Origin of the sequence: Delftia deserti (assembly GCF_042653485.1) — a bacterium.
GTDB classification, from domain to species: domain Bacteria; phylum Pseudomonadota; class Gammaproteobacteria; order Burkholderiales; family Burkholderiaceae_C; genus Comamonas; species Comamonas acidovorans.
In genome coordinates this window covers 3,883,307-3,909,260 of record NZ_JBHSIH010000001.1, presented here as the reverse complement: position 1 = coordinate 3,909,260, position 25,954 = coordinate 3,883,307, and the positions used below count along the sequence as shown (strand labels likewise).

Below are 25,954 nucleotides of genomic sequence, written 5' to 3'. Positions count from 1 at the left end.
TCAACGACGCCCCCCAGACAACAAAAAAGCCGCGCCTTGTGGGCAGCGGCTTTTTTGGAGGAGCGCCGAAAGGCGCCCCAGGCAGAGATCAGTTGCCTTGACGATCCATGGCTCGGGCCAGGTCGGCCATCAGGCGGGCGTCCTGCAGGGCGGCATTCCAGATGCGCTCGTCGGCAGCGGCCTGCTGGCGGCTCTCGGTCCAGGCGCGGTAGCCGGCGCGGGCCGTCAGGGCAGCGCGGCGGGCGGGAGCGGAGAACAGGGCCAGGCCCATGAAGGCGGCAACCCACAGCACCACCCAGGCGCCCAGCATGTGGCCGTCGGTCCAGTTGTGGGCGACCTCGTTGACCACCACCATCAGCGCGGCCACCAGGGCAGCGAGCAGCAGGGCGCTGGCGCCACGCTTGCCGGAGAAACGCTTGGCAGCGCTCTTGCGGTCATCGGCGGCTTGATAGACATGCACCACACCAGGGTGCTCGACACAGTAGGAGTTGTAAATGAAGTTGCTCATGGCAGATAAACCCAGTTAAATAGCCGCTTTTGACGGCGTGGCGGGCGACTGGGTGTAACTATAGGGTTTACCCTAGAGTTCTTCAAATTTATATCTTGAATCTGTAGCATTCACAACAGTGATGACTCAGCCCTTGCTGTCGCTGCCATGTCCGCCCTGAACTTCCGCACACTGGATCTGAACCTGCTGCGCGTCTTCGACGAGGTGATGGCCGAGCGCAGCCTGACGCGGGCGGCCCACAAGCTGGCCATCACCCAGCCGGCCGTGAGCAACGCCCTGCGTCGCCTTCGCGAGGCACTGGGCGACGAGCTCCTGGTGCGCCAGGGCCAGGGCGTGGAGCCCACGCCGCGCGCACTGGCGCTGTGGCCCGTGATCCGCGAGGCACTGCAGCAGCTGCAGGACACGCTGATACCGGGCGAATTCCACCCATCCACCGCCACCGCCACCTTTGTGCTGGCCATGGCCGACGCCACGGCCGCCACGCTGATCCCGCCCATGTTCAGCCTGCTGGAGCGCGAGGCGCCCGGCATCGGCATCCGCGTGCTGCCGCTGACCACGCGCGACCCGCGCGGCCTGCTGGAGGCCGGCGAGGCCGACATGGCCGTGGGCTACTTCCCCGCCGCGCTGGCCGACCTGACGGCGCGCGCGCAGTCGGGCGCCCTGGTGGCCTTCGACAGCCGGCGCCTGTATGAAGGCGAGTACCTGTGCGTGATGCGCCAGGGCCATCCGCTGGCCGATGTGCCGCTGACGCTGGACAACTACTGCGCGGCGCGCCACATGCTGGTGAGCTTTTCGGGCCGCTCCTTCGGCTTCATCGACGAGGCCCTGGCCTCGCTGGGCCGCACGCGCCAGGTGGTGCTCACCGTCAACCAGTTCTTCACGGCCGGGCGCGTGGTCATGAACTCCAACCTGCTGACCATCCTGCCGCGCCACTTCGTGCCCGTGACCGGCATGGCCGACAAGCTGGTGCTGCGCGAGCTGCCCTTCGACGTGCAGCCCGTGCACGTGGATGCGCTGTGGCGCCGGCGCGGCCAGCACCCGCTGGCCTACGACTGGCTGCTGCGCACGCTCACGCGCTCGGCCGAAGCCACCTTCCCGCACACCTGAGAACGTGTTGCGGGAGCGCACGCGAGCGCAGGTTCTACACTTGGCCGCATGAAGATCCAGCTGCTGTCCGACCTGCACCTCGAGGCCCATCCGCATTTCATCGCCGAGCCCGCACCCGATGCCGACGTGCTGGTGCTGGCCGGCGACATAGGCTCCTACCAGAGCGGCAGCCTGCTGCAAGGCGAGCACTTCGGGCTGGAGCGTTTCTCTCCCCTGCCCCAGTACGCGGGCTGGCCCTGCCCCGTGATCTTCGTGCCGGGCAACCATGAGTACGACATGCAGGACTTCGACGCCGCCCATGCCCGCCTGCGCGCCGCCTGCGAGCGCATGGGCATGGTCTGGCTGGAGCGCGAGACCGCCGTGCTGGGCGGCGTGCGCTTCGTGGGCACCACGCTGTGGAGCGACTACGACGCCATGTCCATGCACGAAGGCGTGAGCGACCTGACCCGGCTGCTGAAGCTGCGCGAGAAGGCCTTCCGCGCCGCCAACTTCTATCTGCACAAGACCGGCGGCACGCGCGGCGGCGAGCCTTTCCTGGCCGAGCCCATGCGCGAGCAGTCGCTGGTCTGCCAGCAATGGCTGCGCCAGGCGCTGGCGCGGCCTTTCGATGGCCCCACGGTGGCCGTCACGCACTTCGCACCCAGCCTGCGCAGCGCCGATCCGCGCTATGGCCTGGTGCCCGGCACGGCAGGCTTCTGCAATGTGCTCGACGACCTGCTGCCCTTTGCCGATCTGTGGCTGCACGGCCACCTGCATTCGCCCAGCGACTATGTGGCCGAGGGCCTGCGCGACGATGGCAGCGCCTGGCGCTGCCGCGTGGTGGCCAACCCGCTGGGCTATGCACGCAAGGGCGAGCAGGAGGGCTTTTCCCCCCGCTCTACCATCGAGTTGCCGGTGCGCGTGACCTCGGGGGCGGCAGAGGTGGCAGATGCGCCGGCCCGCGCTTGACCTGGATCAAGCACTCCATCCCGGCTTGGGCTTAGTCTCGGGCCATACCAAAGGAGGACTTTCATGAATATCCTGCTCGCAGTCGATGGCAGCCCCTACACCCAGAAGATGCTGGCCTACCTGACCTCGCATCCCGAGATCCTGGGCTCCGCCCACAGCTACAGCGCCATCACCGTCCAGCCCCAGCTGCCGGCGCGCGCGCGCGCCGCCCTGGGCAAGGAGGTGGTGGACGAGTACTACGCCGAGGAATCGACCAAGGTGCTGGACCCCGTGTGCAGCTACCTGGCCGAACACGGCGTGCAGGCCACGCGCCTGAGCAAGGTGGGCCCGATCGCCGACTCCATCATCAAGGCCGCCGAGGAAGGCAAGTTCGACCTGCTGGTCATGGGCACGCATGGCCATGGCGCGCTGGGCCGCCTGGTCATGGGCTCGGTCAGCACCCAGGTGCTGGCCGGCAGCCAGGTGCCGGTGCTGCTGATCCGCTGATCCGCTGATCCACTGCACCGTGGACATGCGGCGCCCATAACCAAAAAAAGCAAAGCGCGGGCTTCACGGCGCAATGAACCAAAGACGGCTCCCCGGCGGGAGCCGTCTTTTTTTGCATGGCAGCTTGCCGCCACCGTGCATGGCCTGCCGTCACCGGGCTGTCACAGCCGCCTTCTACAGTCGCGCGATTTGTCACACAGGGGATGGCGAGCATGCGCACGAATACTTTGGATTGGCGGCACAAGGCGATTGCAACGGCCTGCCTGGCCCTGTGTGGCGCAGCATGGTCCGCACCGTTCACCCCGGGCAACCTGGTGGCCTACCGCGTGGGCACGGGCACAGGCGCGCTGCCCGTGTTCCTGGATGAGTACCGCGTGGACGGCACGCTGGTGCAATCGCTGCCGCTGTCAGGCGGTGCAGCGCCGCTGACGGCCAGCAGCAAGGGCTCGGAAGGCCTGCTCAACCGCTCGGACAATGGCCTGTGCCTGGTGGTCCCCGGCTATGCCGTGGCCACCGGCGGTACCGAGCCCAACGGCGTCACGGCAGCGGCGGCCCCGCGCGCCGTGGCCGTGGTGGGGTTCGACCCCGACGTGAAAAGCCTGCGCCCGCTCGGCATCACCGCCTTCAGCGAGGACACCATACGCTCAGCGGCCAGCAGCGACTGCGGCGCCGTCTGGGCCAGCGGCAAGGGCAAGGTTGCCGCCAACAACGGCGTCTGGCACGTGGCTGCCGACGGCACGGGCATCTCCCAACTGAACAGCAGCAATGTCCAGGGCCTGGCGGTCGCCGGCGGCCGGTTGATCGCCGCCATCAACGGCGGCTCGCTCAACCAGATCGGCACGAATTTGCCGACCACGGGCATCCAGACGGCCCAGCCCCTGGCGGGCCTGACGGCAGCCACCTACCGCGGCATCGCCTTCCTGCAACTCGATGGCGGCCCCGCCCTGGCGAACACCGTCTATGTGGCGGACAACGACACAGGCGCCCTCCGGAAATTCCGCCTCTCGATGGACGGCACCAGCTGGCAGCCCGCAGGCTCCATTGCCGGCCTGTCCAAGATCCACGGCCTGGCCGCCTTCGACACCGGCGGCGGCAATGTGATCCTGATGGCCACCGACACCACGGGCCGTCTGTACCGCGCATTCGATCACGGCGGCTACGCCGGCACGCTGTCGGGCACGGCCGAGTCCATCGCCACGCCGCAGGGCGGCGTGTTCTATGGCGTGGCCTGGGCGCCGCTGGAGACCGTGCCGGCGACCGTGCCTGCCGCCCCCTCCAACCTGGTGGCCACCCCTGCCGGCAACCGCGTGACGGTCGCCTGGGACGCCGTGCCGGGCGCCGCCTACTACGTGATGGAGCTGTCGCAGGACAGCTTTGCATCGGTAGCCTCCACGGCCGTGGCCCTGGGCAACAGCCAGGCGCTGGAAGGCCTGCAGCCCGGCAGCTATACGCTGCGCGTGCGCGCCGTCAACGGCCTCGGCGGAAGCACGGCTGCAGTGAGCGTGCCCTTCATGGCCTCGGCCCCGCCGACGGCCTCGCTGCCCGAACTGACCGCGTTCTCCGGCGTGGTCGGCGACGCCAACGACCCGCTGGCCTCGGCAGGCATCGGCTTCACGGTGCAGGATGCGGGGGGCGCTGGCGGCGTGCAGGTCACTGCGCGTTCGAGCAACCAGGCCGTGCTGGCCGACGCCGGCCTGGCCGCATCCAACCAGGCCGGAAACGCCGTGCTCAGGATCACGCCCACCGGCGTGGGCTATGCCGACATCACCGTCACGCTGACCAACGCGGGCGGCGCCTCCGTCAGCCGCACCATCAAGTACGCGGCCTCGGCCAACACCGCAGCCAACACCAGCCCGCGCTGGCTGGCCGGGCGCTCGGACGCATCGACGGCCATCGTCATCGATGCCGCCACCATGCTGGTGGGCGACGACGAGGCGCCCGCCCAGGATGCCTCGGGCAATGCGCTGCCGGCCGGCAACTCCTTCTCGGCCTATGGCCCGGCCGGCGGGCTGCCCATCAAGCCGCTGATGCTGGACAGGACCGCCCTGGGCCTGGCCGATGCCGCCGCCTGCACCGGCGTCGGCCTCACGGGCCTGGACAGCTGCAAGAGCGACGAGGAAATGGACATCGAGGCCAGCTTTGCCCTGGGCAGCCGCGTGTACGTGGCGGGCTCGCACTCCAACAACAAGAGCGGCAAGTCGCGCACCGACCGCTGGCGCCTGGCCGCGATGGATGTGACCGGCTCCGGCGCCTCCACGGCGCTGACCGCCAGTGGCTACTACCGCTGGCTGCGCGAGGACCTGCGCAGCTGGGACGCGGCCGCGCATGACGGCCTTGCCGCCAACTACCTGGGCCTGGTGGCCAGCTCGGACGGCGGCGCCACCAAGGCGCCCGAGGCCGAGACGATGAGCGGCTTTTCCATCGAGGGCATGTCCACCAGCCCCGACGACTCCGCCGCCTGGCTGGGCTTTCGCGCGCCGCTGGTGCCGGCACCGGGCGCGCCCGCCGCCACGGCCGACGACGCCACGGGCCGCACGCATGCGCTGATCGTGCCCGTGACCAACTTCGCGGCCCTGCCTGCGGCCGATGGCGGCAGCAAGGGCAGCGCGTCCATGGGCCAGCCGATCCGCCTGGACCTGGGCGGCCGCGGCATCCGCGAAATCCGCAAGAACGCGGCCGGCGAGTACCTGATCATTGCCGGCCCCTCGGCCAGCGCCACGGGCACAGCGCCGCGCAACTTCCAGCTCTATTCCTGGGATGGCCGCGTGAACGGCGCAGGCCTGGCCCTGAACCTGCGTCCGCGCGCTGCCGACCTGGCCGCCATTACCGTGCCCAATACCGCCTGCTCGGCCGAAGGCATAGGCGCCATGCCGGCCAGCCTGGACGCAGGCGGCAGCGTGGACATCATCAGCGACTGCGGCGATGCCGATTTCTACGGCGATGGCACCGTGGCCAAGGACCTGCCCCATGCCGCCTGGAAAAAGGCGCGCCTGGACAGCCTGGCGGTGCCCGCCCTGTCCACCGTGGCCCTGTCCGCCCAGGCCGTGGACCAGACATCGGCCGTGGTCCAGGCCACGCCCGGCGTGGGCGGCAGCCTGCGCGCCGTGGCCCTGCCGGCCAACGCACCCGTCCCCAGCTGGGAACAGGTCATGGCCGGCCTGGACGCCGCCGGCCTGCCGGCCCCTGCCAGCAACACGGTCAGCACCGCGGCCAATACCGCTGCCACGCTGTCCTTCGCCGGACTGGACCCTGCCGTGAGCTACCACGTGCATGCGGTCAATCTGCCGGCCTCGGGCACGGCCAGCGCGCCGGCTGTGCTGGCCCTGAGCAAGCCCGTGCCCATCGGCACGCAGATCGGCACGGGCAGCCACACGGCGAGCGTGCGCAACGGCACGGGCAATGTGGGTGCAGACCAATGGCAGTTCGCCTCGAACTCGGCAGGCTTTCAGCCCGCGCCCTCGCAAAGCCCGCTGCCGGGCAACCTGCGCCTGCCCTACGGCAGCCTGAGCTTCGTGCTCATGGGCGGCACGCCGGGCTCCACGGCCACCCTCCGCATGGACCTGCCTGAAGCCGCACCCTCCCAGGCCACGCTCTGGAAGTACGGCCCCACGGCCGCCACGCCCACGGCGCACTGGTATGAGCTGGCCCCCTCGGCCTACCGCTTCGCACTCGATCGCCGCTCGGTGAGCTTCGACATCGCCGACGGGCAGACGGGCGACAGCGACCTGACCGTCAACGGCGTCATCGTGGACCCCGTGGCGGTGGCCGCGCCTGCGGCCCTGCCGTCCGGCGCCACGGCCACTCCCGTGCCCGGCCTGTCCACGCTGGCCCAGGCGCTGCTGGCGCTGGCCCTGGGCGGCATGGCCGCACTGCGCCGCCGCCGCGGCTGACGCCCGCGCGCCTTCTGTACCAGCCGCACCGGCAGCACCCGGTGTCCCCTTCAAGCCCCTGCACGGTTCGCCGCGCAGGGGCTTTTTGCTGCGGCCTGGGAAAACCCTGAATCCCCCGTGTTGACGGGGCTTGTTGCAAAAACAATAATTACCACGTTAACTAAATCCACACCATGCAGATTCAGCCCTTTCTCCTGGATGACGGCCTTGCGCTGGGCACGGTCTACGGCACGCTGCTCAACGAGCGCGCCACCGTGCAGCGCCTGTCGCCGCAGTTCGACAGCGCGCCCTACAAGGCCGCTCCGCGCGCCCCCGTGCTCTACCTCAAGCCGCGCAACACCTGGGCGCGCGATGGCGCTGCGGTGGCCGTGCCGGCCGATCCCGGCGAGGTCCGCGTCGATGCCAGCATCGGCCTGGTGATCGGCCGCAGCGCCACGCGCGTCAGCGAAGCAACGGCCCTGGACCATGTGGCCGGCTGGCTGATCGCCAGCGACCTCACGCTGCCGCATGAGAACTACTACCGCCCCGCCATCCGCCAGCGCTGCCGCGACGGTTTCTGCCCGCTGGGCACGCTGGTGCGCGGCGCAGGCTTCGATGCGCAAGCGGCAGAACTCACGGTGTCCATCAATGGTGAACAGGTCTGGCAGCGCGGTTTTGCCGACCTGGTGCGCCCGCCCGCAAGGCTGCTGGCCGACGTGACCGAATTCATGACGCTGTCGCCCGGCGACGTGCTGCTGCTGGGCCCGGGCGAAGGCGCGCCGCTGGCGCGGCCCGGAGACCGCGTGGTCATCGAGGTGCCCGGCCTGGGCCGGCTCGCGCATTCGGTGGTGGCAGAACAGGGAGCAGCAGCATGAAGCACGGACGCGTCATCTTCGAAGGCCAGACGCTGCAGGTCACCGAAGGCCCGCACGGACAGGTGCAGTTGCCCGATGGCCGCCTGGTGGCGGAGACCGCCGTGCAGTGGCTGCCGCCGCTGCAGTTCGGCACGGTCTTCGCGCTGGGCCTGAACTATGCGGACCATGCCAGGGAAATCGCCTTCAACAAGGCGCCCGAGGAACCACTGGTCTTCCTCAAGGGCGCGAACACGCTGAACGGCCACCACGGCCGCACGTACCGCCCCGCCGACGTAGCCTACATGCACTTCGAGTGCGAGCTGGGCGTGGTCATCGGCAAGACCTGCCGCGACGTGCGCCGCGAAGACGCCTACGGCGTGGTCGCCGGCTACTGCACGGCCAACGACTACGCCATACGCGACTACCTGGAGAACTTCTACCGGCCCAACCTGCGCGTGAAGAACCGCGACGGCGCCACGCCCGTGGGCCCGTGGTTGGTCGATGCAGCCGATGTGCCCGACCCCATGAACCTGCGCCTGCGCAGCTGGGTCAACGGCGAGCTCAAGCAGGACGGCAACACGCGCGATATGGTGCATGACATCCCCTCGCTGATCGCCCATCTGTCGGGCTTCATGACGCTCAACCCCGGCGATCTCATCCTCACCGGCACACCCGACGGCGTGGCCGACTCCCGCGTGGGAGACGAGATCGTCACCGAGATCGAAGGCCTGGGCCGCCTGGTCAACACCATCGTCGGCGACGCGCCGGCCGCCTACTGAACCCCACCGCACACGCCAAGGAATCCCCATGCGCATTGACCACCTGATCGACGGCAAGGCCGTCGCCGGCAAGGACTATTTCGAGACCGTGAACCCCGCCACCCAGGAGGTGCTGGCCGAGGTTGCCGCAGGCGGCGAGGCCGAGGTACAGGCAGCCGTTGCCGCCGCGAAGAACGCCTTCCCGAAATGGGCCAACACGCCCGCCACCGAACGCGCCAGGCTCGTGCGCAAGCTGGGCGACCTGATCGCCCGCCATGTGCCCGAGATCGCTCAGACCGAGACCAACGACTGCGGCCAGGTCATCGCCCAGACCGGCAAGCAGCTGGTGCCGCGCGCGGCCGACAACTTCTACTACTTTGCCGAGATGTGCACGCGCGTGGACGGCCACACCTATCCCACGCCCACGCACCTGAACTACACCCTGTTCCACCCCGTGGGCGTGTGCGCGCTGATCTCGCCCTGGAACGTGCCCTTCATGACGGCCACCTGGAAGGTGGCGCCCTGCCTGGCCTTCGGCAACACGGCCGTGCTCAAGATGAGCGAGCTGTCGCCCATGACGGCCGCGCGCCTGGGCGAGCTGGCGCTGGAGGCCGGCATTCCGCCCGGCGTGCTCAACCTGGTGCACGGCTACGGCAAGGACGCGGGCGAGCCCCTGGTGCGCCACCGCGATGTGCGCGCCGTCTCGTTCACGGGCTCGACCCAGACCGGCAACCGCATCGTGCAGGCCGCCGGCCTCAAGAAATTCAGCATGGAGCTGGGCGGCAAGAGCCCCTTCGTGATCTTCGACGACGCCGACTTCGAGCGCGCGCTGGATGCGGCCGTGTTCATGATCTTCTCCAACAACGGCGAGCGCTGCACGGCCGGCAGCCGCATCCTGGTGCAAAAGGGCATCTACGCGAAATTCGTCGAGCGCTTCGTGGAGCGCGCAAAGAGGATCACCGTGGGCGACCCGCTGGACGAGTCCACCATCGTCGGTCCCATGATCAGCGCCAGCCACCTGGCCAAGGTGCGCCACTACATCGAGCTGGGCCGCAAGGAAGGCGCCAGCATGCTGTGCGGCGGCCTGGACGCGCCGGTGCTGCCCGAGCGCGTGCGCAAGGGCAACTACGTGCTGCCCACGGTGTTTGCCGACGTGGACAACCGCATGCAGATCGCCCAGGACGAGATCTTCGGCCCCGTGGCCTGCATCATCCCCTTCAGCGACGAGGCCGAGGCCGTGCGCCTGGCCAACGACATCCAGTACGGCCTGTCCAGCTACGTCTGGACCGAGAGCGTGGGCCGCGCCCACCGCGTGGCCGCCGCCATCGAGGCCGGCATGTGCTTCGTCAACAGCCAGAACGTGCGCGACCTGCGCCAGCCCTTCGGCGGCACCAAGGCCTCGGGCACGGGCCGCGAGGGCGGCAGCTGGAGCTACGAGGTCTTCTGCGAGCCCAAGAACGTGGCCGTGTCGCTGGGATCGCACCATATTCCGCACTGGGGCGTCTGAACGGGCGACCAGCGACAACGACAAAGAGAACCGAGGAGACAAGACATGCAACGCCGCCATTTCCTGCAATCCGCCGCTGCCAGCACGGCCGCAGCGCTGATGCTCCCGGGCCTTTCCCAGGCCCAGCCCGGTAGCCCGGCCGGCACCTGGCCTGCAAAACCGCTGCGCATCATCGTGCCCTTCACGCCGGGCGGCACCACCGACCTGGTGGCGCGCCTGGTGGGCACCGAGCTGGGCAAGTCCCTGGGCCAGCCTGTGATCGTGGAGAACAAGCCCGGCGCGGGCACGGTGATCGGCGTGGACTATGTGTCCAAGCAGCCGGCCGACGGCTACACCCTGGTGTGCGTGGCCAACAGCTTCACGGCCAACAAGACGCTGGTGAAGAACCTGCCCTACGACACCACGCGCGACCTCAAGCCCGTGGCGCTGATGGGCCTGTCCGAGCATGTGCTGGCCACCCACCCGGGCAGCGGACTGAAGACGCTGGCGGACCTGCGCAGCCGCGCCCGGGCCAAGCCCGGCGAGCTCAGCTATGCCTCGTTCGGCAACGGCACCTCGGCCCATCTTTCGGGCGCGCTGCTGTGCCAGGAGATGGGCATCGAGATGGTCCACATCCCCTACAAGGGCCAGGGCCCGGCGCTGGCCGACCTGCTGGGCGGCCAGGTGGACGTGATGTTCGGCAACTGGCCCGAGTTCCGTGGCCATGTGCAAAGCGGCAAGCTGGTGGCACTGGGCATGGCCACGCGCCAGCGCTCGCAGTTCGCGCCCCAGGTGCCCACGCTGGCCGAGCAGGGCGTGGCGCTGGAATCCAACTCCTGGCAGGGGCTGCTGGCGCCCGGCGCCACGCCCGATGCGCTGGTGCAGCGCATCAACGCCGCCGTGGTCAAGGCCCTGGCCGAGCCCGCCGTGGTGGACGCCTTCGCGCGCGGCGGCATCGTATCGCAGGCCGGCACGGCGCAGCAGTTCGCGGCCTTCGTCACCAGCGAAATCGCCAAGTACGAAGCCATCATCCGCCGCGCCAACATCACGCTGGGCTGAGGCCGACACCGGGAGCCGCCATGAGCCTGTACACCATGCAGAAATTCCTGTTCCAGCTCAACCGCGAGCCCGTAGTGCAGCGGCGCTTTGCCGAGGACCGCGCCGCGCTGCTGGCCGAGTACGCGCTGGAGCCCGAGGAGTACGAAGCCATGTTCCATGGCGACATCGGCAAGCTCTACGTGCTGGGCTGCAACGGCCAGCTGCTCATGCACTTCGCGCCGCTGCTGGGCATGCCCTGGGCCGACTACCTGCAGGCCATGCGCGATGGCGTGCAAAAGCACGGACCGGTGCGCGCGGGCGTCTACGCCATGACCACCGGGCCCAACGAAAAGATCGCAGGAGTTTGAGATGAGTCTGGTATTTGCAGGCGTTTGCAGCCACGCGCCCGGCATCACGGGCCGCGCACACCTGGCCGATCCGGCCACCAGGGATGCCTTCCATGCCGCCTTCCGCGACATGGGCGCACGGCTGGAGGCGGCGCGGCCCGATGCCGTGATCGTCATCGCGGCCGAGCACTTCGCCAACTTCTTCATGAACAACATGCCGGCCTATGCCATCGGCATGGCCGACCAGTACGAGGGCCCCATCGAGGACCCGGCCTGGCTGGGCATAGAGCGCCACCGCATCCCCGGCAATGCCGAACTGTCGCGGCGCCTGATCACCGAGGTCATGCAGACCGTGGACGTGGCCTTTGCCGAGGAGTGGAAGTTCGACCACGGCATCATGGTGCCGCTGCACTTTCTGACGCCGGCCTATGACAAGGACATCATCCCCGTCAACATCAACTGCCAGGGCCCGCCGCTGACGCCGCTGCACCGCGCCTGGGCCTTTGGCGAGGCCCTGCGCCGCGCCTGCGACAAGGCGCCCGAGCGCATCGCCATCGTGGGCACGGGCGGCATCTCGCACTGGCCGGCCACGCCCGACTCGGGCAAGGTCAACTGGGAGTGGGACCAGCAGTTCATGGACCGCTGGTGCCGCAACGACCGGGACGCGCTGCTGTCGTACACCGACGCCGAGACCTACCGCGACGGCGGCCAGGGCGGCTTCGAGATCCGCAGCTTCATCGCCGTGGCCGCCGCCGCGCGCGGCGCGGGCCAGGTGCTGTACTGCCAGCCCATTCCCATCTTCGCCGTGAGCTGCACGGCCGCCACCATGGAGGTGGCCTGAATGCCGCACGTGGTCATCCTCTACACGGCCAGCCTGGACGCGCACACCGACATGACGCAGCTGTGCCGCGCACTGGCGGACACCATGCTCACCGTGCGTGCCGAAGACGGCGCCCAGGTCTTTCCCACGGGCGGCACGCGCGTGCTGGCCTACCCCGCGCCGCACAGCGCCGTGGCCGATGGCGGGGCTGCGGGCCGTGCGGCCGGCGGCGATGGCCACTACGGCTTCATCTACATCAACCTGCGCATGGGCCGCGGCCGCTCGGCCGCCGTGCAGCAGCAGGCCGGCAACGCCCTGCTGGCCTGCGCGCGCCGCCATCTGCAGCCGCTGTTCGCGCAGCGCCACCTGGGCCTGACCGTGCAGGTCGATGAAAGCCCGGGCCAGGTCTACGACGGCAAGCACAGCACACTCCACCCTCTCTTTTCCAGGCCTTGAAATGTTTTCCCAAGAACTGTTGACCCAACTGGCCCAGGAGCTCGACCGCAGCGAGAAGACGCGCGTGCAGGTCGAGCATTTCTCCAAGCGCTTTCCCGGCATGACCGTGGAGGATGGCTACCGCGTCTCGCGCGAATGGGTGCGCCTGCAGATCGCGGCGGGCCGCAAGGTGATCGGCCACAAGATCGGCCTGACCTCGCGCGCCATGCAGATATCGAGCCAGATCGACGAGCCCGACTACGGCACCCTGCTCGACAGCATGCTCTACCGCTGCACGCCGGGCCAGGTGCTGGACATCCCGGCCGCCAACTTCATCGCGCCGCGCGTGGAGGTGGAGCTGGCCTTCGTGCTCAAGGCGCCGCTGCGCGGCCCGGGCCTGCCCGGCGGCAAGGAGATCACGCTGCAGGACGTGCTGGACGCCACCGACCACGTGACGCCGGCCATCGAGATCATCGATGCGCGCATCGAGCAGTTCGACCGCCACACCAAGGCCATGCGCAAGGTCTACGACACCATCAGCGACAACGCGGCCAATGCGGGCATCGTGGTCGGCGCCGGGCAGGCTGTTCCCGGGGTGCTTGACCTGCCCTGGTGCGGCGCCATACTGCGCTGCAACGGCGTGGTCGAGGAGACCGGCCTGGCTGCCGGCGTGCAGGGCCATCCCGCCATCGGCGTGGCCTGGCTGGCCAACAAGCTCGCGCCCTGGGGCGAGGCCCTGGAGGCCGGCCAGACCGTGCTGGCGGGCTCGTTCACGCGCCCCGTGGCCGCCCGGGCCGGCGACCTGTTCGATGCCGACTACGGCCCGCTGGGCCGGCTGCAGTTCCGTTTTGTCTAGGCGCCGTCGTCCCGACGCCTGCCCCGCCCTTATTGGAGATTTCCCATGCCGCTTGCCCTGCGCGACCCCAGCCTGCTCAAGAACCTCTGCCTGATCGACGGCCAATGGCTGGCCGCCGACGATGGCAGCCGCATCGACGTCCACAACCCCGCCACGGGCGAGGCCGTGGGCCATGTGCCCCGCATGGGCGAGGCCGAGACGCAGCGCGCCATCGCCGCCGCCGAGCGCGCCTTCGCCCTCTGGAAGCAGCAGACCGCCGAGGCCCGCGCGCGCCTGCTGCAGCGCTGGTTCGAGCTGATGATGGAGAACCAGGAGGACCTGGCCCTGATCATGACCAGCGAGCAGGGCAAGCCCCTGGCCGAGTCGCGCGGCGAGATCGCCTACGCGGCCTCCTACGTGCAGTGGTTTGCCGAGGAAGCGCGCCGCATCTACGGCTCCACCGTGCCCGCGCCCTGGGCCGACAAGCGCATCATCGTGACGAAGGAGCCCGTGGGGGTCTGCGCCGCGATCACGCCCTGGAACTTCCCGGCCGCCATGATCACGCGCAAGGTCGCGCCGGCCCTGGCGGCGGGCTGCACCATCATCGTCAAGCCCGCGCAGCAGACACCGCTGTCGGCCCTGGCCATGGCCGAGCTGGCCCAGCGCGCCGGCATTCCCGAAGGCGTGTTCAGCGTGATCACGGGCTCCTCGCGCGCCATCGGCGGCGTGCTCACGGCCAGCATGGCCGTGCGCAAGCTGACCTTCACGGGCTCCACCGAAGTGGGCCGCGTGCTGGCCGAGCAATGCGCGCCCACGCTCAAGAAGATGTCGCTGGAGCTGGGCGGCAATGCGCCCTTCATCGTCTTCGACGACGCGGACCTGGATGCCGCCGTCGAGGGCGCCATGGCGTCCAAGTACCGCAACACCGGCCAGACCTGCGTGTGCGCCAACCGCCTGCTGGTGCAGGACGGCGTGTACGACGCCTTCATGGCCAGGCTCAAGGTCGCCGTGCAGGCCCTCAAGGTGGGCAACGGCCTGGAGGCCGGCGTGGGCCAGGGCCCGCTGATCGACCAGGCCGCCGTGGACAAGGTCGAGGAACTGGTGGCCGATGCCGTGAAGAACGGCGCCGAGGTCGTGCTGGGCGGCAAGCGCCATGCGCTGGGCGGCACCTTCTACGAGCCCACCATCCTGGCCAACGCCACGGACCGCATGCGCATCGCCAGGGAAGAGGTCTTCGGCCCCGTGGCGCCCGTGTTCCGCTTCAAGACCGAGGAAGAGGCCATCCGCATGGCCAACGACACCGAGTACGGCCTGGCCGCCTACTTCTACGCCCGCGACGTGGGCCGCGTGTGGCGCGTGGGCGAGGCGCTGGAGTACGGCATGGTGGGCATCAACAGCGGCATCATCAGCACGGCCGTGGCGCCGTTTGGCGGCGTCAAGCAGTCGGGCATGGGCCGCGAGGGCGGCGCCGCCGGCATAGAGGAATACCTGAGCACCAAGTACCTGTGCATGGGCCACTGAGGCCCGGACAATCACACCATGCAGACACCTGTGAACCGCTTCAAGGCCGCCATTGCGGCCGACCAACCCCAGATCGGCCTGTGGCTCGGCCTGGCCGACGCCTATTCGGCGGAAATCTGCGCGGGCGCCGGCTTCGACTGGCTCCTGATCGACGGCGAGCATTCGCCCAACGACACGCGCACCCTGCTGGCGCAGCTGCAGGCCATCGCGGCCTATCCCGACAGCCATGCCATTGCCCGCGTGCCCATGGGACACGGCGAGGTCGGCGAGATGCTGATCAAGCAGTACCTGGACATCGGCGTGCAGACCCTGCTCGTGCCCATGGTGGACACGGCCGAGCAGGCCGCACGCATCGTGCGCGCCGCGCGCTATCCGCAGGCCGACGGCCAGGGCGGCATCCGCGGCATGGGCGGCGCGCGCGCCTCGGCCTGGGGCCGGCGCGCCAACTACGCCCATGAAGCCAACGCCCAGGTTTGCGTGCTGGTGCAGGTGGAGACGCGCCAGGCGCTGGCCCACCTGGACGCCATTGCCGCCACCGAGGGCGTGGACGGCGTCTTCATCGGCCCGGCCGACCTGTCGGCCTCCATGGGCCACATCGGCAACCCCGGCCATCCCGAGGTGCAGGAGGCGATTGCCGACGCCATCGCGCGCATACGCCGCGCGGGCAAGGCGCCCGGCATCCTCACGCCCAACGAGGCCCTGGCGCGCAAGTACCTGGAGCTGGGCTGCACCTTCACGGCCGTGGGCCTGGACACCAGCGTGCTGGTGCAGGCCACCAGCGCCCTGGCTGCGCGCTTCAAGCAGGCAGCGGCCCCCGCGCCGAAAAGCCAGACCTATTGAGGCCCCGGCCTGACAAGGCGCCCGCAACGCCGCTCCGGGGAGGGAGCGGCGGCTGCATAGAATCCAGCCGACAGATGCTGCCGAACATGCCCCAGACCACGCCCTCTTTTGCCCCCGAGCCGCTGCGCGCCTTCTCGCGGTCCCTGCCCATGGCGCTGCTGCGCGCCCGCGAATCGGTCATGGTGCGCTTTCGGCCCATGCTGCGCGCCCATGGCCTGACCGAACAGCAGTGGCGCGTGCTGCGCGCCATGGCGGCAGTCACGCACAGGCTGCGGCCCATGGAACTGTCGCAGGCCACCTACATCAGCATGCCCAGCCTCTCGCGCCTGCTCAAGACCCTGGAAGGCCGGCAGCTGGTGGAGCGATCGCGCCACGCCAGCGACATGCGCGGCGCGGAGTTCGAGCTCACGGCGGCCGGCCACGCCATCGTGGCCGAGATCGCGCCGCACTCCTCCGAGACCTATGCCGAGATCGAGCGCCTGGTCGGCCATGACGAGATCGAGCAGCTCTACGCCCTGCTCGACCAGGTCGTGCAGCGCCTGGGCGCGGCCGACGGCAGCCAGGCCGAGGAATAGCCGCCCCGGCACGCCGGTCGGGCACTGCCGGGCACAATCGCCCCATGCCGCAGCCGATTGCCGTCATCGACTTTGAAACCACGGGCATGGCGCCCGCCCAGGGCGCGCGTGCCACCGAGGTCGCCATCGTGCTGATCGAGGGCGGCAAGGTGGTGGACCGCTTCCAGAGCCTGATGCGCACGGGCGCCTGGATACCGCCCTTCATCACGCGGCTGACCGGCATCACCAATGCCATGGTCGCAGCCGCCCCGCCCGCCGAGGAGGTGATGCGCGATGCCGCCCGCTTCGTGGGCAGCGCGCCCATGGTGGCGCACAACGCGGCCTTCGACAGCAAGTTCTGGCAGTCCGAGCTGGCCCTGGCCGGCGAGGCCGCGCCCCAGCCCTTTGCCTGCACCGTGCTGCTGTCGCGCCGAATCTACCCCGAGGCGCCCAGCCACAGCCTGAGTCGGCTCACCGCCCACCTGGGCCTGCCCGTGGCCGAGCGTGCCCACCGGGCGCTGGCCGATGCCGAGATGGCCGCCGCCCTGCTGGCGCGCATGCAGCAGGACCTGTGCCGGCGCCATGCGCTGGCCTGGCCCGAGCATGCCCTGCTGATGCAGCTGCAGCGCTGCACACGGGCCCGCATGACGGCCTGGCTGAAAGAAAACGCCGCGCCCGCCCAGATGAGCATGGCGCTGTGAGCCGGCATCGTGCACGCAAGGCAAAGACCTCCCTGGCAGAGTCCCCATCGGCCGCTTCTGCCGGCATCCGCACCCATAATGCAAGGTTGCTGCCCGGCTTCGGGCGCCCGTCCCAAACGCTGCAGCCCTGCTGCGGCCTTGCTGCCGCCTGGTTCTTGCACCCGTGAATTCCGCACTGCCTCCTGCCGCCATGGCCGCCCTGCCTTCCCAGTCCCCGTTCTCGTCGCGCGAGTTCCGCGACGCGCTGGGCCAGTTCGCCACGGGCGTGACCATCGTCACCGCACGCAGCCCGCAGGGCCATCCGGTGGGCGTCACGGTGAGCTCGTTCAACTCCGTCTCGCTCACGCCGCCGCTGGTGCTGTGGAGCATGGCGCTGTCGGCGGCCTCGTTGCCCGTGTTCCAGCATTGCTCGCACTACGCCATCCACGTGCTGTCGGCCTCGCAAAAGCCCCTGGCCGAATTGTTCGCGCGCAAGGGCGTGGACCGCTTCGCCAACACCGCCTGGCGCAGTTCGGCACAAGGCGTGCCGCTGCTTTCCGAAGCCACCACCGTCTTCGAGTGCCGCAACCGCCATCGCCATGAAGAAGGCGACCATGTGATCTTCATCGGCGAGGTCGAGCAGTGCAGCCACCAGGCCGGCCACACGCCCCTGCTCTACCACGCAGGCCGCATGCACACGGGCGGACTGGGCTGACACCAGGCCAGCCCCTCGGTGCTGATCGCCGACCTGCTGGCGGCGAACGCGAACCCTCAGTCGAACTCGACCTCGGTGGCCACCACCATCGCGCCATCGGACGAGAGCCGGCCCTTGACCTCCACCACGCGCCCCACGGCAATTTGGGCGGCGCTGCCATCCTCGAAGCGCGCATTGCGATAGTCCACGCGCACGCCGCGCAGCTCGAAGATGCCGGCCAGGCTGTCGACAGCGGTGATGCGGCCCTCGATCTCGAAGCCATCGTCACTGTCCAGCCGCAGCTTGCGTTCGACCTCGGAGGCGCGAAGCACCCCGTCCTGGAACACACCCTCGACCTCGACCAGGTCGCCCACGGCAAGCCCTGCGGGCAGGCGTGTGGCGCTGCCCGCGTCCACGCTCAGGCCGTCCACGACGAAGCGGGTCGGCGAGTCCATGCGGGTGATATGGCCGGTGACGTCGGCCTCCACGCCCGCATGTTCGGGCAGCGTGGGGCGCTGCACCGACAGTGCGGTGGCCACCCACAGGCCGGCGGCATCGGGCTGGCGCGCCAGGCGCAGGCTGACCACGTCGCCGGCAGCCAGCGCGGCGGCAACCTGCACGCCGCTCCAGTTGACGACGGCCTCGCCGATGCGCAGGGTGCGGCGCGACGTGTCAACGGCATCGACAGGCGCGCGCAGGCGCCAGGGCTCGTCGGCGTCGTCCTCGATCTCGACGCGGCTGGCAAGAATACGGCCCTGTGCGTCGCGCAGGCCGTGGATTTCCAGCACACGGCCGACCTGCAGCGCCGCTGCGCGGCCGTCCTCGAACACCGTGGCCGCATCGACGATCACGGTCTGGCCCAGTACGGTCAGCCGGTCGCCCACGACCGCGCTCAGCGGACCTTCCAGGTCGCTGCGCACAAGAATCTGGCGGGCCATGGCGCGCGCCACGCCATCGCTGCCGGTGGTCACGGGGCCGGCCGTGACATTGACCGCCATGCCCAGCTTGAGCGCATCGCTGACCAGCAGGACGCCATCGCCATCGGTGATCCGGGCCTGGCGCTCGTCATACCGTACCCCATTGACCAGGATGGAGCCGAAGCCGTCAATGGTGCCCGACGCATAGCTGGCGCTGGGAGTGACCGGCGTGGGGGCGGGCTTGTCAGCCCCGCCGCCGCCACCGCCGCAGGCGGCCAGCAGCACGGACAGCGAGAGCGCACCGGCGCCCAGGGCCCGGTGCAATGGCGGGGCAGAGCGGGAAAAGCGAAGAGAATGCATGGTGTTCGATGCCAGAAAGAAACAGATGAAAAGGCACCGCGGCGAGGCCGTCGGTGCAACCGCCTGCAGTGTCAGCAAAGGCTTCTAAACCGCACATGAATGGCGCGTTCATGCACTGTTTAAGAACGTGGACATAAGATTCGTGGCCGTGAAATTCCGCCTCGCAATTGCTGCCTTGCTGGCCTTGTCGCTGGCATCCGCCTCTGCCGCCCCGCCAGCGGAGCATGAAAGCGTGCGCCGCGAGGTGCAGTCAAAGCGCCTGCGGCCATTGGCGGAAATCCTCCAGGACGTGCAGCAGCGCCACAAAGGGCGCGTCATCGACATCGAACTCGAGCGCGGGTCCGACGGCCGGCGCTGGTACGAAATCAAGCTCGCCAATGGCCAGCGCACGGAGATCTATGTCGATGCAGTCACGGGGCAGGACATCCCCCGGCCGGGCGCGACCACCGCCATGCTGATACCCATGTCCGCCGTGGTGGCAGCCGTCACCCGTTTGCATCCCGGCACCGTGCTGCAGGTCGAACTGGAGGAAACACGCGGCCCCAGGCCGTACTACGAGATCCAGCTGCTCACGCGCGAAGGCCGTGAGCAGTTGCTGCGTGCCGACGCCCAGACAGGCCGCATCCTGGTGGAGCCTCCCCTGAACCGGGAGCAGGCCGCCACGCTGCAACCGCTGCCTCGCATTCTTGAGGAGCTGGAGCGCAAGTACCAGGCCCGCGCCACAGAGGCCGAGCTCAAGTTCGACCCCCGGCAGCGCGCCTACTATGAGATCGAGTTGCAGTTGAGCGCCGGCCGCAGTATCGAAGTGCATGTGGATGCGTACAGCGGCCAGCCCATCGAAGAGGACGGACTGCGCTGATGCGGGTGCTCATCGTCGAAGACGACGCCGATCTTGCTGCAGGCCTGCAGGCCATCCTGCAGGAGGCCGGCATGCTGGCCGAGTGCTGCGCGGACGGCCGCCTCGCCCAGGAACTGGGCAGCGTCGAACACTATGACGCCGCCTTGCTGGACCTGGGACTGCCAGGACAGGACGGCGTATCGGTGCTGCGCCACTGGCGCGAGCAGGGCCGCTCCTTCCCCGTGCTGGTGCTCACGGCTCGCAACCGCTGGAGCGACAAGCTCACGGCCTTCCAGGCCGGCGCAGACGACTACCTGACCAAGCCCTTTCTGCACGAGGAGGTCGTCACGCGGCTGCGCGTGCTGCACCGGCGCGCAGCAGGCAGCAGCCGGCCCCTGCTGCAGATAGGCCCGCTGGCCTACGACACCATGGCAGACCGCTTCACGCTCGAAGGACGGCCGCTTGCGCTGACCGCGCAGGAGCAACGCATCCTGAGCTTTCTGGCCAACCGGCATGGACAGCTCGTCAGCCGCGCCGACATCAGCGAGCATGTCTACGCACGCGACCTGGACCCGGACTCCAACACCGTGGACGTGCTGGTCGGCCGCATCCGCCGCAAACTGTACCCGCATGGCCTGATCCATACCGAGCGGGGACGGGGCTTTCGCCTGCAGCAGGCCAACGGCGACCATGCGTCCTAGGCACTGGGGCCTGTCGGAGCGCCTGCTGGCACTGAGCCTGGTGGCCACGCTGGCCTGCGGCACGGCCGCCAGCTGGGTGCTGCGCGAGCAGTTGCACGAGGCGGTGCTGCGCAGCTTCAAGGCCGGCCTGCAGGACCGCGCCGAGCGGTTGCAGGCCGAGCTGCAGTCCCCGGCCGCCCTGACCGGACAGGGCACGCGGCTCAATCGTGGCGAGTTCGGCCGTATCTTCTCGGGCTGGTACTGGACGCTGGAGCAGGACGGACGGCTGCAGCAGTCGCGCTCGGTCTGGGACGACAGCCTGGACCTGGACGACGCCCGTCCCTGGCACCCGCACAAGAGCGGCGAGACGCTGCTGTCGTTGCGCGGGCCGCAGGGGCGCGAACTGCTGGGCCTGCGCCGCAGCTTCGATGTCGCGGGCCGGCCCGTACAGTTGCATGTCTTCGGCCCGCTGGACGGTACGCGCCAGGAATGGCGCCGCATCGACCGCATCCTGCTGGTCACCGAGCTGGGACTGGTCGCCGCGCTGCTACTGTGCACTGTGGCGCTGGTGCGCCTGGGATTGCAGCCGCTGCGCAGCCTGCAGCAGGCGCTGCAGGACATGGAAGACGGCACGCGCACGCAGTTGGGGCGGCACTTCGGCCCCGACCTGGACCCGATTGCCGAGGCCGTGGACCAGGTGCTGCAGCGCAATGCCCAGGTCGTGGAGCGCGCACGCCACCAGGCAGCCGATCTGAGCCACGCGCTCAAGAAGCCTCTGGCCGTGCTCGGCATACAGGCACGCGACCATCAGGTGGATGGCCCATGGCTGCGTGACCAGGTACAGGCCATGTCCCACACCATCGACCGCCATCTGGCGCGTTTCGCCAGCGGCGCCGGCAGCGCCGGCAGCGTGGCACTGGACGAGGTGCTGGCGCGGCTGCTGGATGCCATGCGCCAGATCCACGCCCAGCGGCGCCTGTCCTGGTCCATCCAGACGCCCACGCCGCTGCCCGGCCATGGGCTGCGCTGGCGCGGCGCTGCCTCGGACCTGGAGGAGATGGCGGGAAACCTGCTGGACAACGCCGGCAAGTGGGCGCGCAGCCGCGTCACGCTGGTCGTGCGCCAGGATGGCACGACGACGCTGCTGCAGATCGATGACGACGGCCCAGGCCTGGCGCCGCAGCATCTCGCGCAGGCCATGGAGCGCGGTGTCCGCTTCGACGAACAGGCCCAGGGCCACGGCCTGGGCCTGGCCATCGTGCGCGACATCGCGGAGACCTATGGTGGATCGCTGGAGATGGGACCGAGCCCGCTGGGCGGGTTGCGCTGCACGCTGCACCTGGGCTGAGCACGGCGCCGGGCGACGTTTAACGCGAGGCGTCGGGCAGCTCGATCTTGACTTCGAGCACTTCGAGGTTTTCCTGGCGCTCCAGGTGCACCTTGATGTCGTTGACGTCGATGTCCACGTACTTGGAGATCACCGCCATCAGCTCCTTTTGCAGCGCAGGCAGGTAGTCGGGACCGCCGCCATTGCCGCCCACGCGTTCGCGCGCGAGGATGATCTGCAGGCGCTCCTTGGCCACCGAGGCCGTCTTCTTCTTTTCTCCGAGCAGGAAAGAGAGCATGGACATGGCCGCTTACCTCCCCCCGAACATGCGTTTGAAGAAGCCGGGCTTTTGCGCTTCGGTGAAGCGCATGGGCTTTTCCTCGCCCAGGAAGCGTGCCACCACGTCCTGGTAGGCCTCGGCCACGTCCGAGCCCTGCATGTGCACGGCGGGAATGCCCTGGTTGGAGGCCTGCAGCACGGTTTCGGACTCGGGCACGACGCCGATCAGCTCGATGCGCAGGATGTCCTGTATGTCCTCCAGCGACAGCATCTGGCCGTCCTGCACGCGATTGGGGTTGTAGCGCGTGATCAGCAGGTGCTCCTTGACGCTCTCGCCCGCGATGGCGCGCGCGGTCTTGGAGCTGAGCATGCCCAGGATGCGGTCGGAGTCGCGCACCGAGGAGACTTCGGGGTTGGTCACGACCAGGGCCTCGTCGGCAAAGTGCATGGCGATCAGGGCGCCGCTTTCGATGCCGGCCGGCGAGTCGCAGATGATGTACTCGAAGTCCATGCCCGACAGGTCGTCCAGGATCTTCTTGACGCCGTCCTGCGTCAGCGCATCCTTGTCACGCGTCTGGGAGGCGGCCAGCACGAAGAGGTTGTCGCACTGCTTGTCCTTGATCAGGGCCTGGTTGAGGTTGGCCTCGCCCTGGATGACGTTGATCAGGTCGTAGACCACGCGGCGCTCGCAGCCCATGATCAGGTCCAGGTTGCGCAGGCCCACGTCGAAATCGATGACGGCGGTCTTGTGCCCGCGCAATGCGAGGCCCGATGCGAAGCTGGCGCTGGTGGTGGTCTTGCCCACGCCACCCTTGCCGGAGGTCACGACGACTATTTTGGCCATGTTTGCACGGTTCCTTAAAGACTGGAGAGCAAAGAAGAGGGGTCCGGTGTCATACCGGCTCGATGAGGATTTTCTCGCCGTCGAGACGCACCTTGGCGGGCCTGGCAGCCACGTCCGCCGGGAGATCGGTCTCGATTGTGCGATAGATGCCGGCAATCGACAGCAGCTGTGCTTCCATGCAGGTGCTGAAGATGCGCGCCTCGGTGTTGCCGCGTGCCCCGGCGATGGCCCTGCCGCGCAGCGGCGCGTAGACATGGACGTTGCCGTCGGCGATGACTTCGGCGCCATAGCTGACCATGGCCAGCACCACGATGTCGGTGCCGCGCGCATAGACGCGCTGGCCCGAGCGCAGCGGCTTGTCCACGATGAGGGCGTCGGCCTGGGGAGCAGGCACCTCGCGCACCACCTCGATCTCGCGCACGACTTCCTGGATCTCGATCTCGGGCACGGTGGGCCGCACGGGGGCTGCCTCGGGCGCGGGCGCCAGTCCTGCGGCACGCGCCGCCTCCATCTGGGCCGGGCTGCCGCCGCGCACGGCCACGGGCACGGTGTGGTGGGAGCGCAGCGCCTGGACGAGCACGGCGAAGTCGATGGCCTGTTCGGCCTCGCGCACATGGGCCAGGTCGATCAGTACGGGGTCGTTGTCGAAGAAATCCGGGTCGTCGGCCAGGCGCTGGGCCAGGTCGGCCACGAGCACGCTGACATCGGTGTCCCGCAGGGCCACGGCCACCACGGGCAGCTGCGCGCTCTTGAGGTCGAAGCTGGGGCGGGCAGTACTCGTCGTTTCAACGGCCATGGGACTGGGAGTGCGGTGGATGGGAGAGTTGCCTCTCGACGCGCAAAGTGTACTGTGTGCGCAGTACATGGGCGCCCACTCCCGCCGGGAGGCCGGCACCGGGGAGTGTCCATTTGTGTTGTGTCACATACGGCCCATGCCCCCGTGGCGGGGGCCGGGCGGGCCCGGTCACTGAAACCGGGGCTTACGCTTCTCCACGAAGGCCATCACGGCCTCGCGGTGGTCGGCGGTCTTGTGGGCCAGGGCCTGGTAGCCGGCGGACAGCTCCAGCAGCGATTCCAGCGTGCTGTGCTCGCCCTCGCGCAAGAGGCGCTTGGTCATGCGCATCACGGCGCCGGGGTTGGCGGCGATCTTGTCGGCCAGCACGCGCGCCGTGGGCAGCAGCTGGTCGGCGGGCACGACACGGCTGACCAGGCCGCAGGCCAGGGCCTGCTGCGCGTCGATGGCCTCGCCCGTGAACGCCATCTCGGCCGCCTTGGCGCGGCCCACGGCGCGCGGCAGCAGCCAGGCGCCGCCGTCCCCGGGGACGATGCCCACGCGCACGAAGCTCTCGGCAAAGGTGGCCGTCTCGCTGGCGATGCGGATGTCGCACATGCAGGTCAGGTCCAGCCCGGCGCCGATGGCCGGGCCGTTGACGGCGCAGATCAAGGGCACGTCCAGCTGGTTGAGCGCGCGCGGTATGCGCTGTATGCCCTGGCGGTATTCCTCGCGGATGGCGTCGGGCGTGAGCGCGTCGTCGAAGAAGCGCTGCATGTCCTTGACGTTGCCGCCCGAGCTGAAGATGGGGCCGGCACCCGTGAGGATCACGGCCTTGACCGAGGCATCGCGCCGGATCTCGTCGCAGACCTGCACGAATTCCTCCACGGCCGTGTTGCCCGTGAGCGCATTGCGCGTCTCGGGCTGGTTCATGGTGAGGGTGAGGATGGCGCCGTCGCGCGCGATGTTCAGAAAGGGCATGGATGGGGTTCCTTCGAGAGCCTGTCAGGCGGTGAGATCGGCGGTGATATCGGTGGTGGAGCGGATCAGATCCAGGGTGCTGCCCGCGTGGCCATGGACCAGCGCGGCACCCGCCACGCCATGCCAGTACGACTCGGAGCCGGCCGTCTGGCGCCAGGCATGCAGGCGGCGCGTGAGCAGTTGCAGGTCGTATTCCTCGGTGAAGCCCATGGCGCCGTGGATGGCGTGGGCCGCCTCGGCCACGGCCAGCGCGGCCTGGCTGCAGCGCGCCTTGGCCACGGCCACGCGCAGCCGCTCGGGGAAGATGCCCTGCCCCGCGCAGCCCAGCCGGGCCGCCATGCGCGCGGCGAAGACATGCTCGCTCATCACCGCCAGCTGGTGCTGGATGGCCTGGAACTTGCCGATGGGGCGGCCGAACTGCTGGCGGTCGTTCGCATACTGCAGCGTGCGCTGGAACACCTCCATGAGCGCGCCCGCCAGCTGCGCTGCCACCAGGCCGGCCTGCAGCGTGCGCAGGTCCAGCCCACCCGGCAGGGCGATATCGGGAGCAGGCGCCGCGCGGACCTGGTCGGCGCTCCAGCGCAGGTTCACGTCCAGGCAGAAGGCCGCCGGCTCGGACTGCGCCTGCGCCACGGGCAGCAGGCTACAGCCCTGGGCGTGCTGCACCAGCACGCTGTCCGTGACCGCGCCCAGGCGCACGGGTGCGCAGTGCAGGCTGCCATCCGGCTGGAGCAGGCCTTGTGCCAACGCAGTGGCCCCTGGTGGACGCTCCGCCCCCGCGCCCGCCAGCAGCGCGCGCGCCAGCATGGTCTCGCCCAGCGGCACGGGCAGCGCATGAGCGCCGGCCTGCGACCAGACATCGAACAGCTGCGCCAGCGCCAACCCCGCGCCGCCCGCATCCTCAGGCACCAGGGCATCGGCAAAGCCGGCCTGCTCCAGCGATTGCCACAGCGCCCGGGGCGAGCCCCCGGCCTCGATGGCGCGCACCCGCGCGGGCGTGCACTCGCCCTGCAGCAGCTGGCGTGCGGCGTCGGCAAACAAATCGTCTTCCATGTCTCTCTCCATTCATGACACATGACGCCAGGCCTTGGGCGTTCCGTTTGAAACTGGCGCACCTTTAACACCAGGGACACCGAGGAAGGGCCTACGCCGGCCGCGCCGCCCCGCACCGAGGGT

27 protein-coding genes are annotated in these 25,954 nt (G+C 69.4%); 20 read left to right on the top strand and 7 right to left on the bottom strand.

Features of this window, described 5'->3' with window-relative positions; genetic code table 11:
- Positions 1–88 precede the first annotated feature (88 nt).
- Positions 89–508, bottom strand: coding sequence for a hypothetical protein (locus tag ACFPFG_RS18795; RefSeq protein ID WP_183018640.1), 420 nt, complete (start codon positions 506–508; stop codon positions 89–91).
- 147 nt (positions 509–655) lie between these two features.
- On the opposite strand from ACFPFG_RS18795, the gene ACFPFG_RS18790 reads away from it, so the two are divergent.
- The 17 genes from ACFPFG_RS18790 (at position 656) to ACFPFG_RS18710 (ending at position 17,801) form a co-directional block, all read left to right on the top strand.
- Entirely contained in the window at positions 656–1,615 is a 960-nt protein-coding gene (locus ACFPFG_RS18790) for a LysR family transcriptional regulator (RefSeq protein WP_183018641.1), read from the top strand.
- Between the two features lie 48 nt (positions 1,616–1,663).
- Complete coding sequence (locus tag ACFPFG_RS18785; RefSeq protein ID WP_183018642.1) at positions 1,664–2,563, top strand: metallophosphoesterase; 900 nt, start codon at positions 1,664–1,666, stop codon at positions 2,561–2,563.
- 63 nt (positions 2,564–2,626) lie between these two features.
- Positions 2,627–3,049 carry a universal stress protein gene (locus tag ACFPFG_RS18780; protein ID WP_312373428.1) on the top strand — a complete coding sequence of 141 codons (423 nt, stop codon included), beginning with the start codon at positions 2,627–2,629 and terminating at the stop codon, positions 3,047–3,049.
- A gap of 212 nt (positions 3,050–3,261) precedes the next feature.
- A complete protein-coding gene (locus ACFPFG_RS18775) occupies positions 3,262–6,939 on the top strand; it encodes an IPTL-CTERM sorting domain-containing protein (RefSeq protein WP_380107796.1) in 3,678 nt (1,225 codons plus the stop codon).
- A gap of 173 nt (positions 6,940–7,112) precedes the next feature.
- Positions 7,113–7,793: a fumarylacetoacetate hydrolase family protein gene (locus ACFPFG_RS18770; RefSeq protein ID WP_183018644.1), complete on the top strand. Its 681-nt coding sequence runs from the start codon at positions 7,113–7,115 to the stop codon at positions 7,791–7,793.
- Positions 7,790–8,551 (top strand): fumarylacetoacetate hydrolase family protein, encoded by a 762-nt coding sequence (locus tag ACFPFG_RS18765; RefSeq protein ID WP_183018645.1) that lies wholly within the window; start codon positions 7,790–7,792, stop codon positions 8,549–8,551. The genes ACFPFG_RS18770 and ACFPFG_RS18765 overlap by 4 nt, the downstream gene beginning before the upstream one ends.
- Positions 8,552–8,579: 28 nt before the next feature.
- Positions 8,580–10,037, top strand: coding sequence for a 5-carboxymethyl-2-hydroxymuconate semialdehyde dehydrogenase (gene hpaE / locus ACFPFG_RS18760; protein ID WP_183018646.1), 1,458 nt, complete (start codon positions 8,580–8,582; stop codon positions 10,035–10,037).
- 45 nt (positions 10,038–10,082) lie between these two features.
- Complete coding sequence (locus tag ACFPFG_RS18755; protein WP_183018647.1) at positions 10,083–11,075, top strand: tripartite tricarboxylate transporter substrate binding protein; 993 nt, start codon at positions 10,083–10,085, stop codon at positions 11,073–11,075.
- Between the two features lie 20 nt (positions 11,076–11,095).
- Entirely contained in the window at positions 11,096–11,422 is a 327-nt protein-coding gene (locus ACFPFG_RS18750) for an aromatic ring-opening dioxygenase subunit LigA (RefSeq protein ID WP_183018648.1), read from the top strand.
- Between the two features lies 1 nt (position 11,423).
- Positions 11,424–12,242, top strand: a complete 819-nt coding sequence (locus ACFPFG_RS18745) for a DODA-type extradiol aromatic ring-opening family dioxygenase (protein WP_312373416.1) — start codon at positions 11,424–11,426, stop codon at positions 12,240–12,242.
- A complete protein-coding gene (locus ACFPFG_RS18740; RefSeq protein WP_380107792.1) occupies positions 12,243–12,677 on the top strand; it encodes a 5-carboxymethyl-2-hydroxymuconate isomerase in 435 nt (144 codons plus the stop codon).
- Between the two features lies 1 nt (position 12,678).
- Positions 12,679–13,512 (top strand): 2-oxo-hept-4-ene-1,7-dioate hydratase, encoded by an 834-nt coding sequence (gene hpaH / locus ACFPFG_RS18735; RefSeq protein ID WP_183018651.1) that lies wholly within the window; start codon positions 12,679–12,681, stop codon positions 13,510–13,512.
- A 45-nt stretch (positions 13,513–13,557) separates the two neighbouring features.
- Positions 13,558–15,012: an NAD-dependent succinate-semialdehyde dehydrogenase gene (locus tag ACFPFG_RS18730; protein ID WP_012202039.1), complete on the top strand. Its 1,455-nt coding sequence runs from the start codon at positions 13,558–13,560 to the stop codon at positions 15,010–15,012.
- 18 nt (positions 15,013–15,030) lie between these two features.
- Positions 15,031–15,852 (top strand): aldolase/citrate lyase family protein, encoded by an 822-nt coding sequence (locus ACFPFG_RS18725; protein ID WP_012202038.1) that lies wholly within the window; start codon positions 15,031–15,033, stop codon positions 15,850–15,852.
- A gap of 86 nt (positions 15,853–15,938) precedes the next feature.
- On the top strand, positions 15,939–16,427 hold the full coding sequence (gene hpaR, locus ACFPFG_RS18720; RefSeq protein ID WP_312373408.1) for a homoprotocatechuate degradation operon regulator HpaR: 489 nt from the start codon (positions 15,939–15,941) through the stop codon (positions 16,425–16,427).
- Positions 16,428–16,471: 44 nt separating this feature from the next.
- Positions 16,472–17,107 carry a 3'-5' exonuclease gene (locus ACFPFG_RS18715; protein ID WP_183018654.1) on the top strand — a complete coding sequence of 212 codons (636 nt, stop codon included), beginning with the start codon at positions 16,472–16,474 and terminating at the stop codon, positions 17,105–17,107.
- A gap of 190 nt (positions 17,108–17,297) precedes the next feature.
- Positions 17,298–17,801 carry a flavin reductase family protein gene (locus ACFPFG_RS18710; protein WP_183018707.1) on the top strand — a complete coding sequence of 168 codons (504 nt, stop codon included), beginning with the start codon at positions 17,298–17,300 and terminating at the stop codon, positions 17,799–17,801.
- A gap of 56 nt (positions 17,802–17,857) precedes the next feature.
- Here ACFPFG_RS18710 and ACFPFG_RS18705 read toward each other — a convergent pair whose 3' ends face one another.
- Entirely contained in the window at positions 17,858–19,057 is a 1,200-nt protein-coding gene (locus ACFPFG_RS18705) for a DUF5666 domain-containing protein (RefSeq protein WP_380107789.1), read from the bottom strand.
- Between the two features lie 148 nt (positions 19,058–19,205).
- Between ACFPFG_RS18705 and ACFPFG_RS18700 the strand changes: the two genes are divergently transcribed.
- Genes ACFPFG_RS18700 through ACFPFG_RS18690 form a run of 3 tightly spaced genes read left to right on the top strand, consistent with a single transcriptional unit; the run spans position 19,206 to position 21,923 of the window.
- Complete coding sequence (locus tag ACFPFG_RS18700; protein WP_312373404.1) at positions 19,206–19,916, top strand: PepSY domain-containing protein; 711 nt, start codon at positions 19,206–19,208, stop codon at positions 19,914–19,916.
- Positions 19,916–20,596: a response regulator transcription factor gene (locus ACFPFG_RS18695; protein ID WP_183018657.1), complete on the top strand. Its 681-nt coding sequence runs from the start codon at positions 19,916–19,918 to the stop codon at positions 20,594–20,596. Before ACFPFG_RS18700 ends, ACFPFG_RS18695 begins: the two co-directional genes overlap by 1 nt.
- Positions 20,586–21,923, top strand: a complete 1,338-nt coding sequence (locus tag ACFPFG_RS18690) for a sensor histidine kinase (protein ID WP_183018658.1) — start codon at positions 20,586–20,588, stop codon at positions 21,921–21,923. The genes ACFPFG_RS18695 and ACFPFG_RS18690 overlap by 11 nt, the downstream gene beginning before the upstream one ends.
- A gap of 19 nt (positions 21,924–21,942) precedes the next feature.
- Here the strand turns inward: ACFPFG_RS18690 and minE are convergent, their stop codons facing one another.
- From minE to ACFPFG_RS18665, 5 genes are all read right to left on the bottom strand, one after another.
- Positions 21,943–22,206, bottom strand: coding sequence for a cell division topological specificity factor MinE (gene minE, locus ACFPFG_RS18685; protein WP_012202033.1), 264 nt, complete (start codon positions 22,204–22,206; stop codon positions 21,943–21,945).
- A 6-nt stretch (positions 22,207–22,212) separates the two neighbouring features.
- Positions 22,213–23,025 (bottom strand): septum site-determining protein MinD, encoded by an 813-nt coding sequence (minD, locus tag ACFPFG_RS18680; protein ID WP_034397563.1) that lies wholly within the window; start codon positions 23,023–23,025, stop codon positions 22,213–22,215.
- 49 nt (positions 23,026–23,074) lie between these two features.
- Positions 23,075–23,821: a septum site-determining protein MinC gene (minC, locus tag ACFPFG_RS18675; RefSeq protein ID WP_380107785.1), complete on the bottom strand. Its 747-nt coding sequence runs from the start codon at positions 23,819–23,821 to the stop codon at positions 23,075–23,077.
- A 168-nt stretch (positions 23,822–23,989) separates the two neighbouring features.
- On the bottom strand, positions 23,990–24,778 hold the full coding sequence (locus ACFPFG_RS18670; protein ID WP_183018661.1) for a crotonase/enoyl-CoA hydratase family protein: 789 nt from the start codon (positions 24,776–24,778) through the stop codon (positions 23,990–23,992).
- A 24-nt stretch (positions 24,779–24,802) separates the two neighbouring features.
- Entirely contained in the window at positions 24,803–25,831 is a 1,029-nt protein-coding gene (locus ACFPFG_RS18665; protein ID WP_380107782.1) for an acyl-CoA dehydrogenase family protein, read from the bottom strand.
- Positions 25,832–25,954 lie beyond the last annotated feature (123 nt).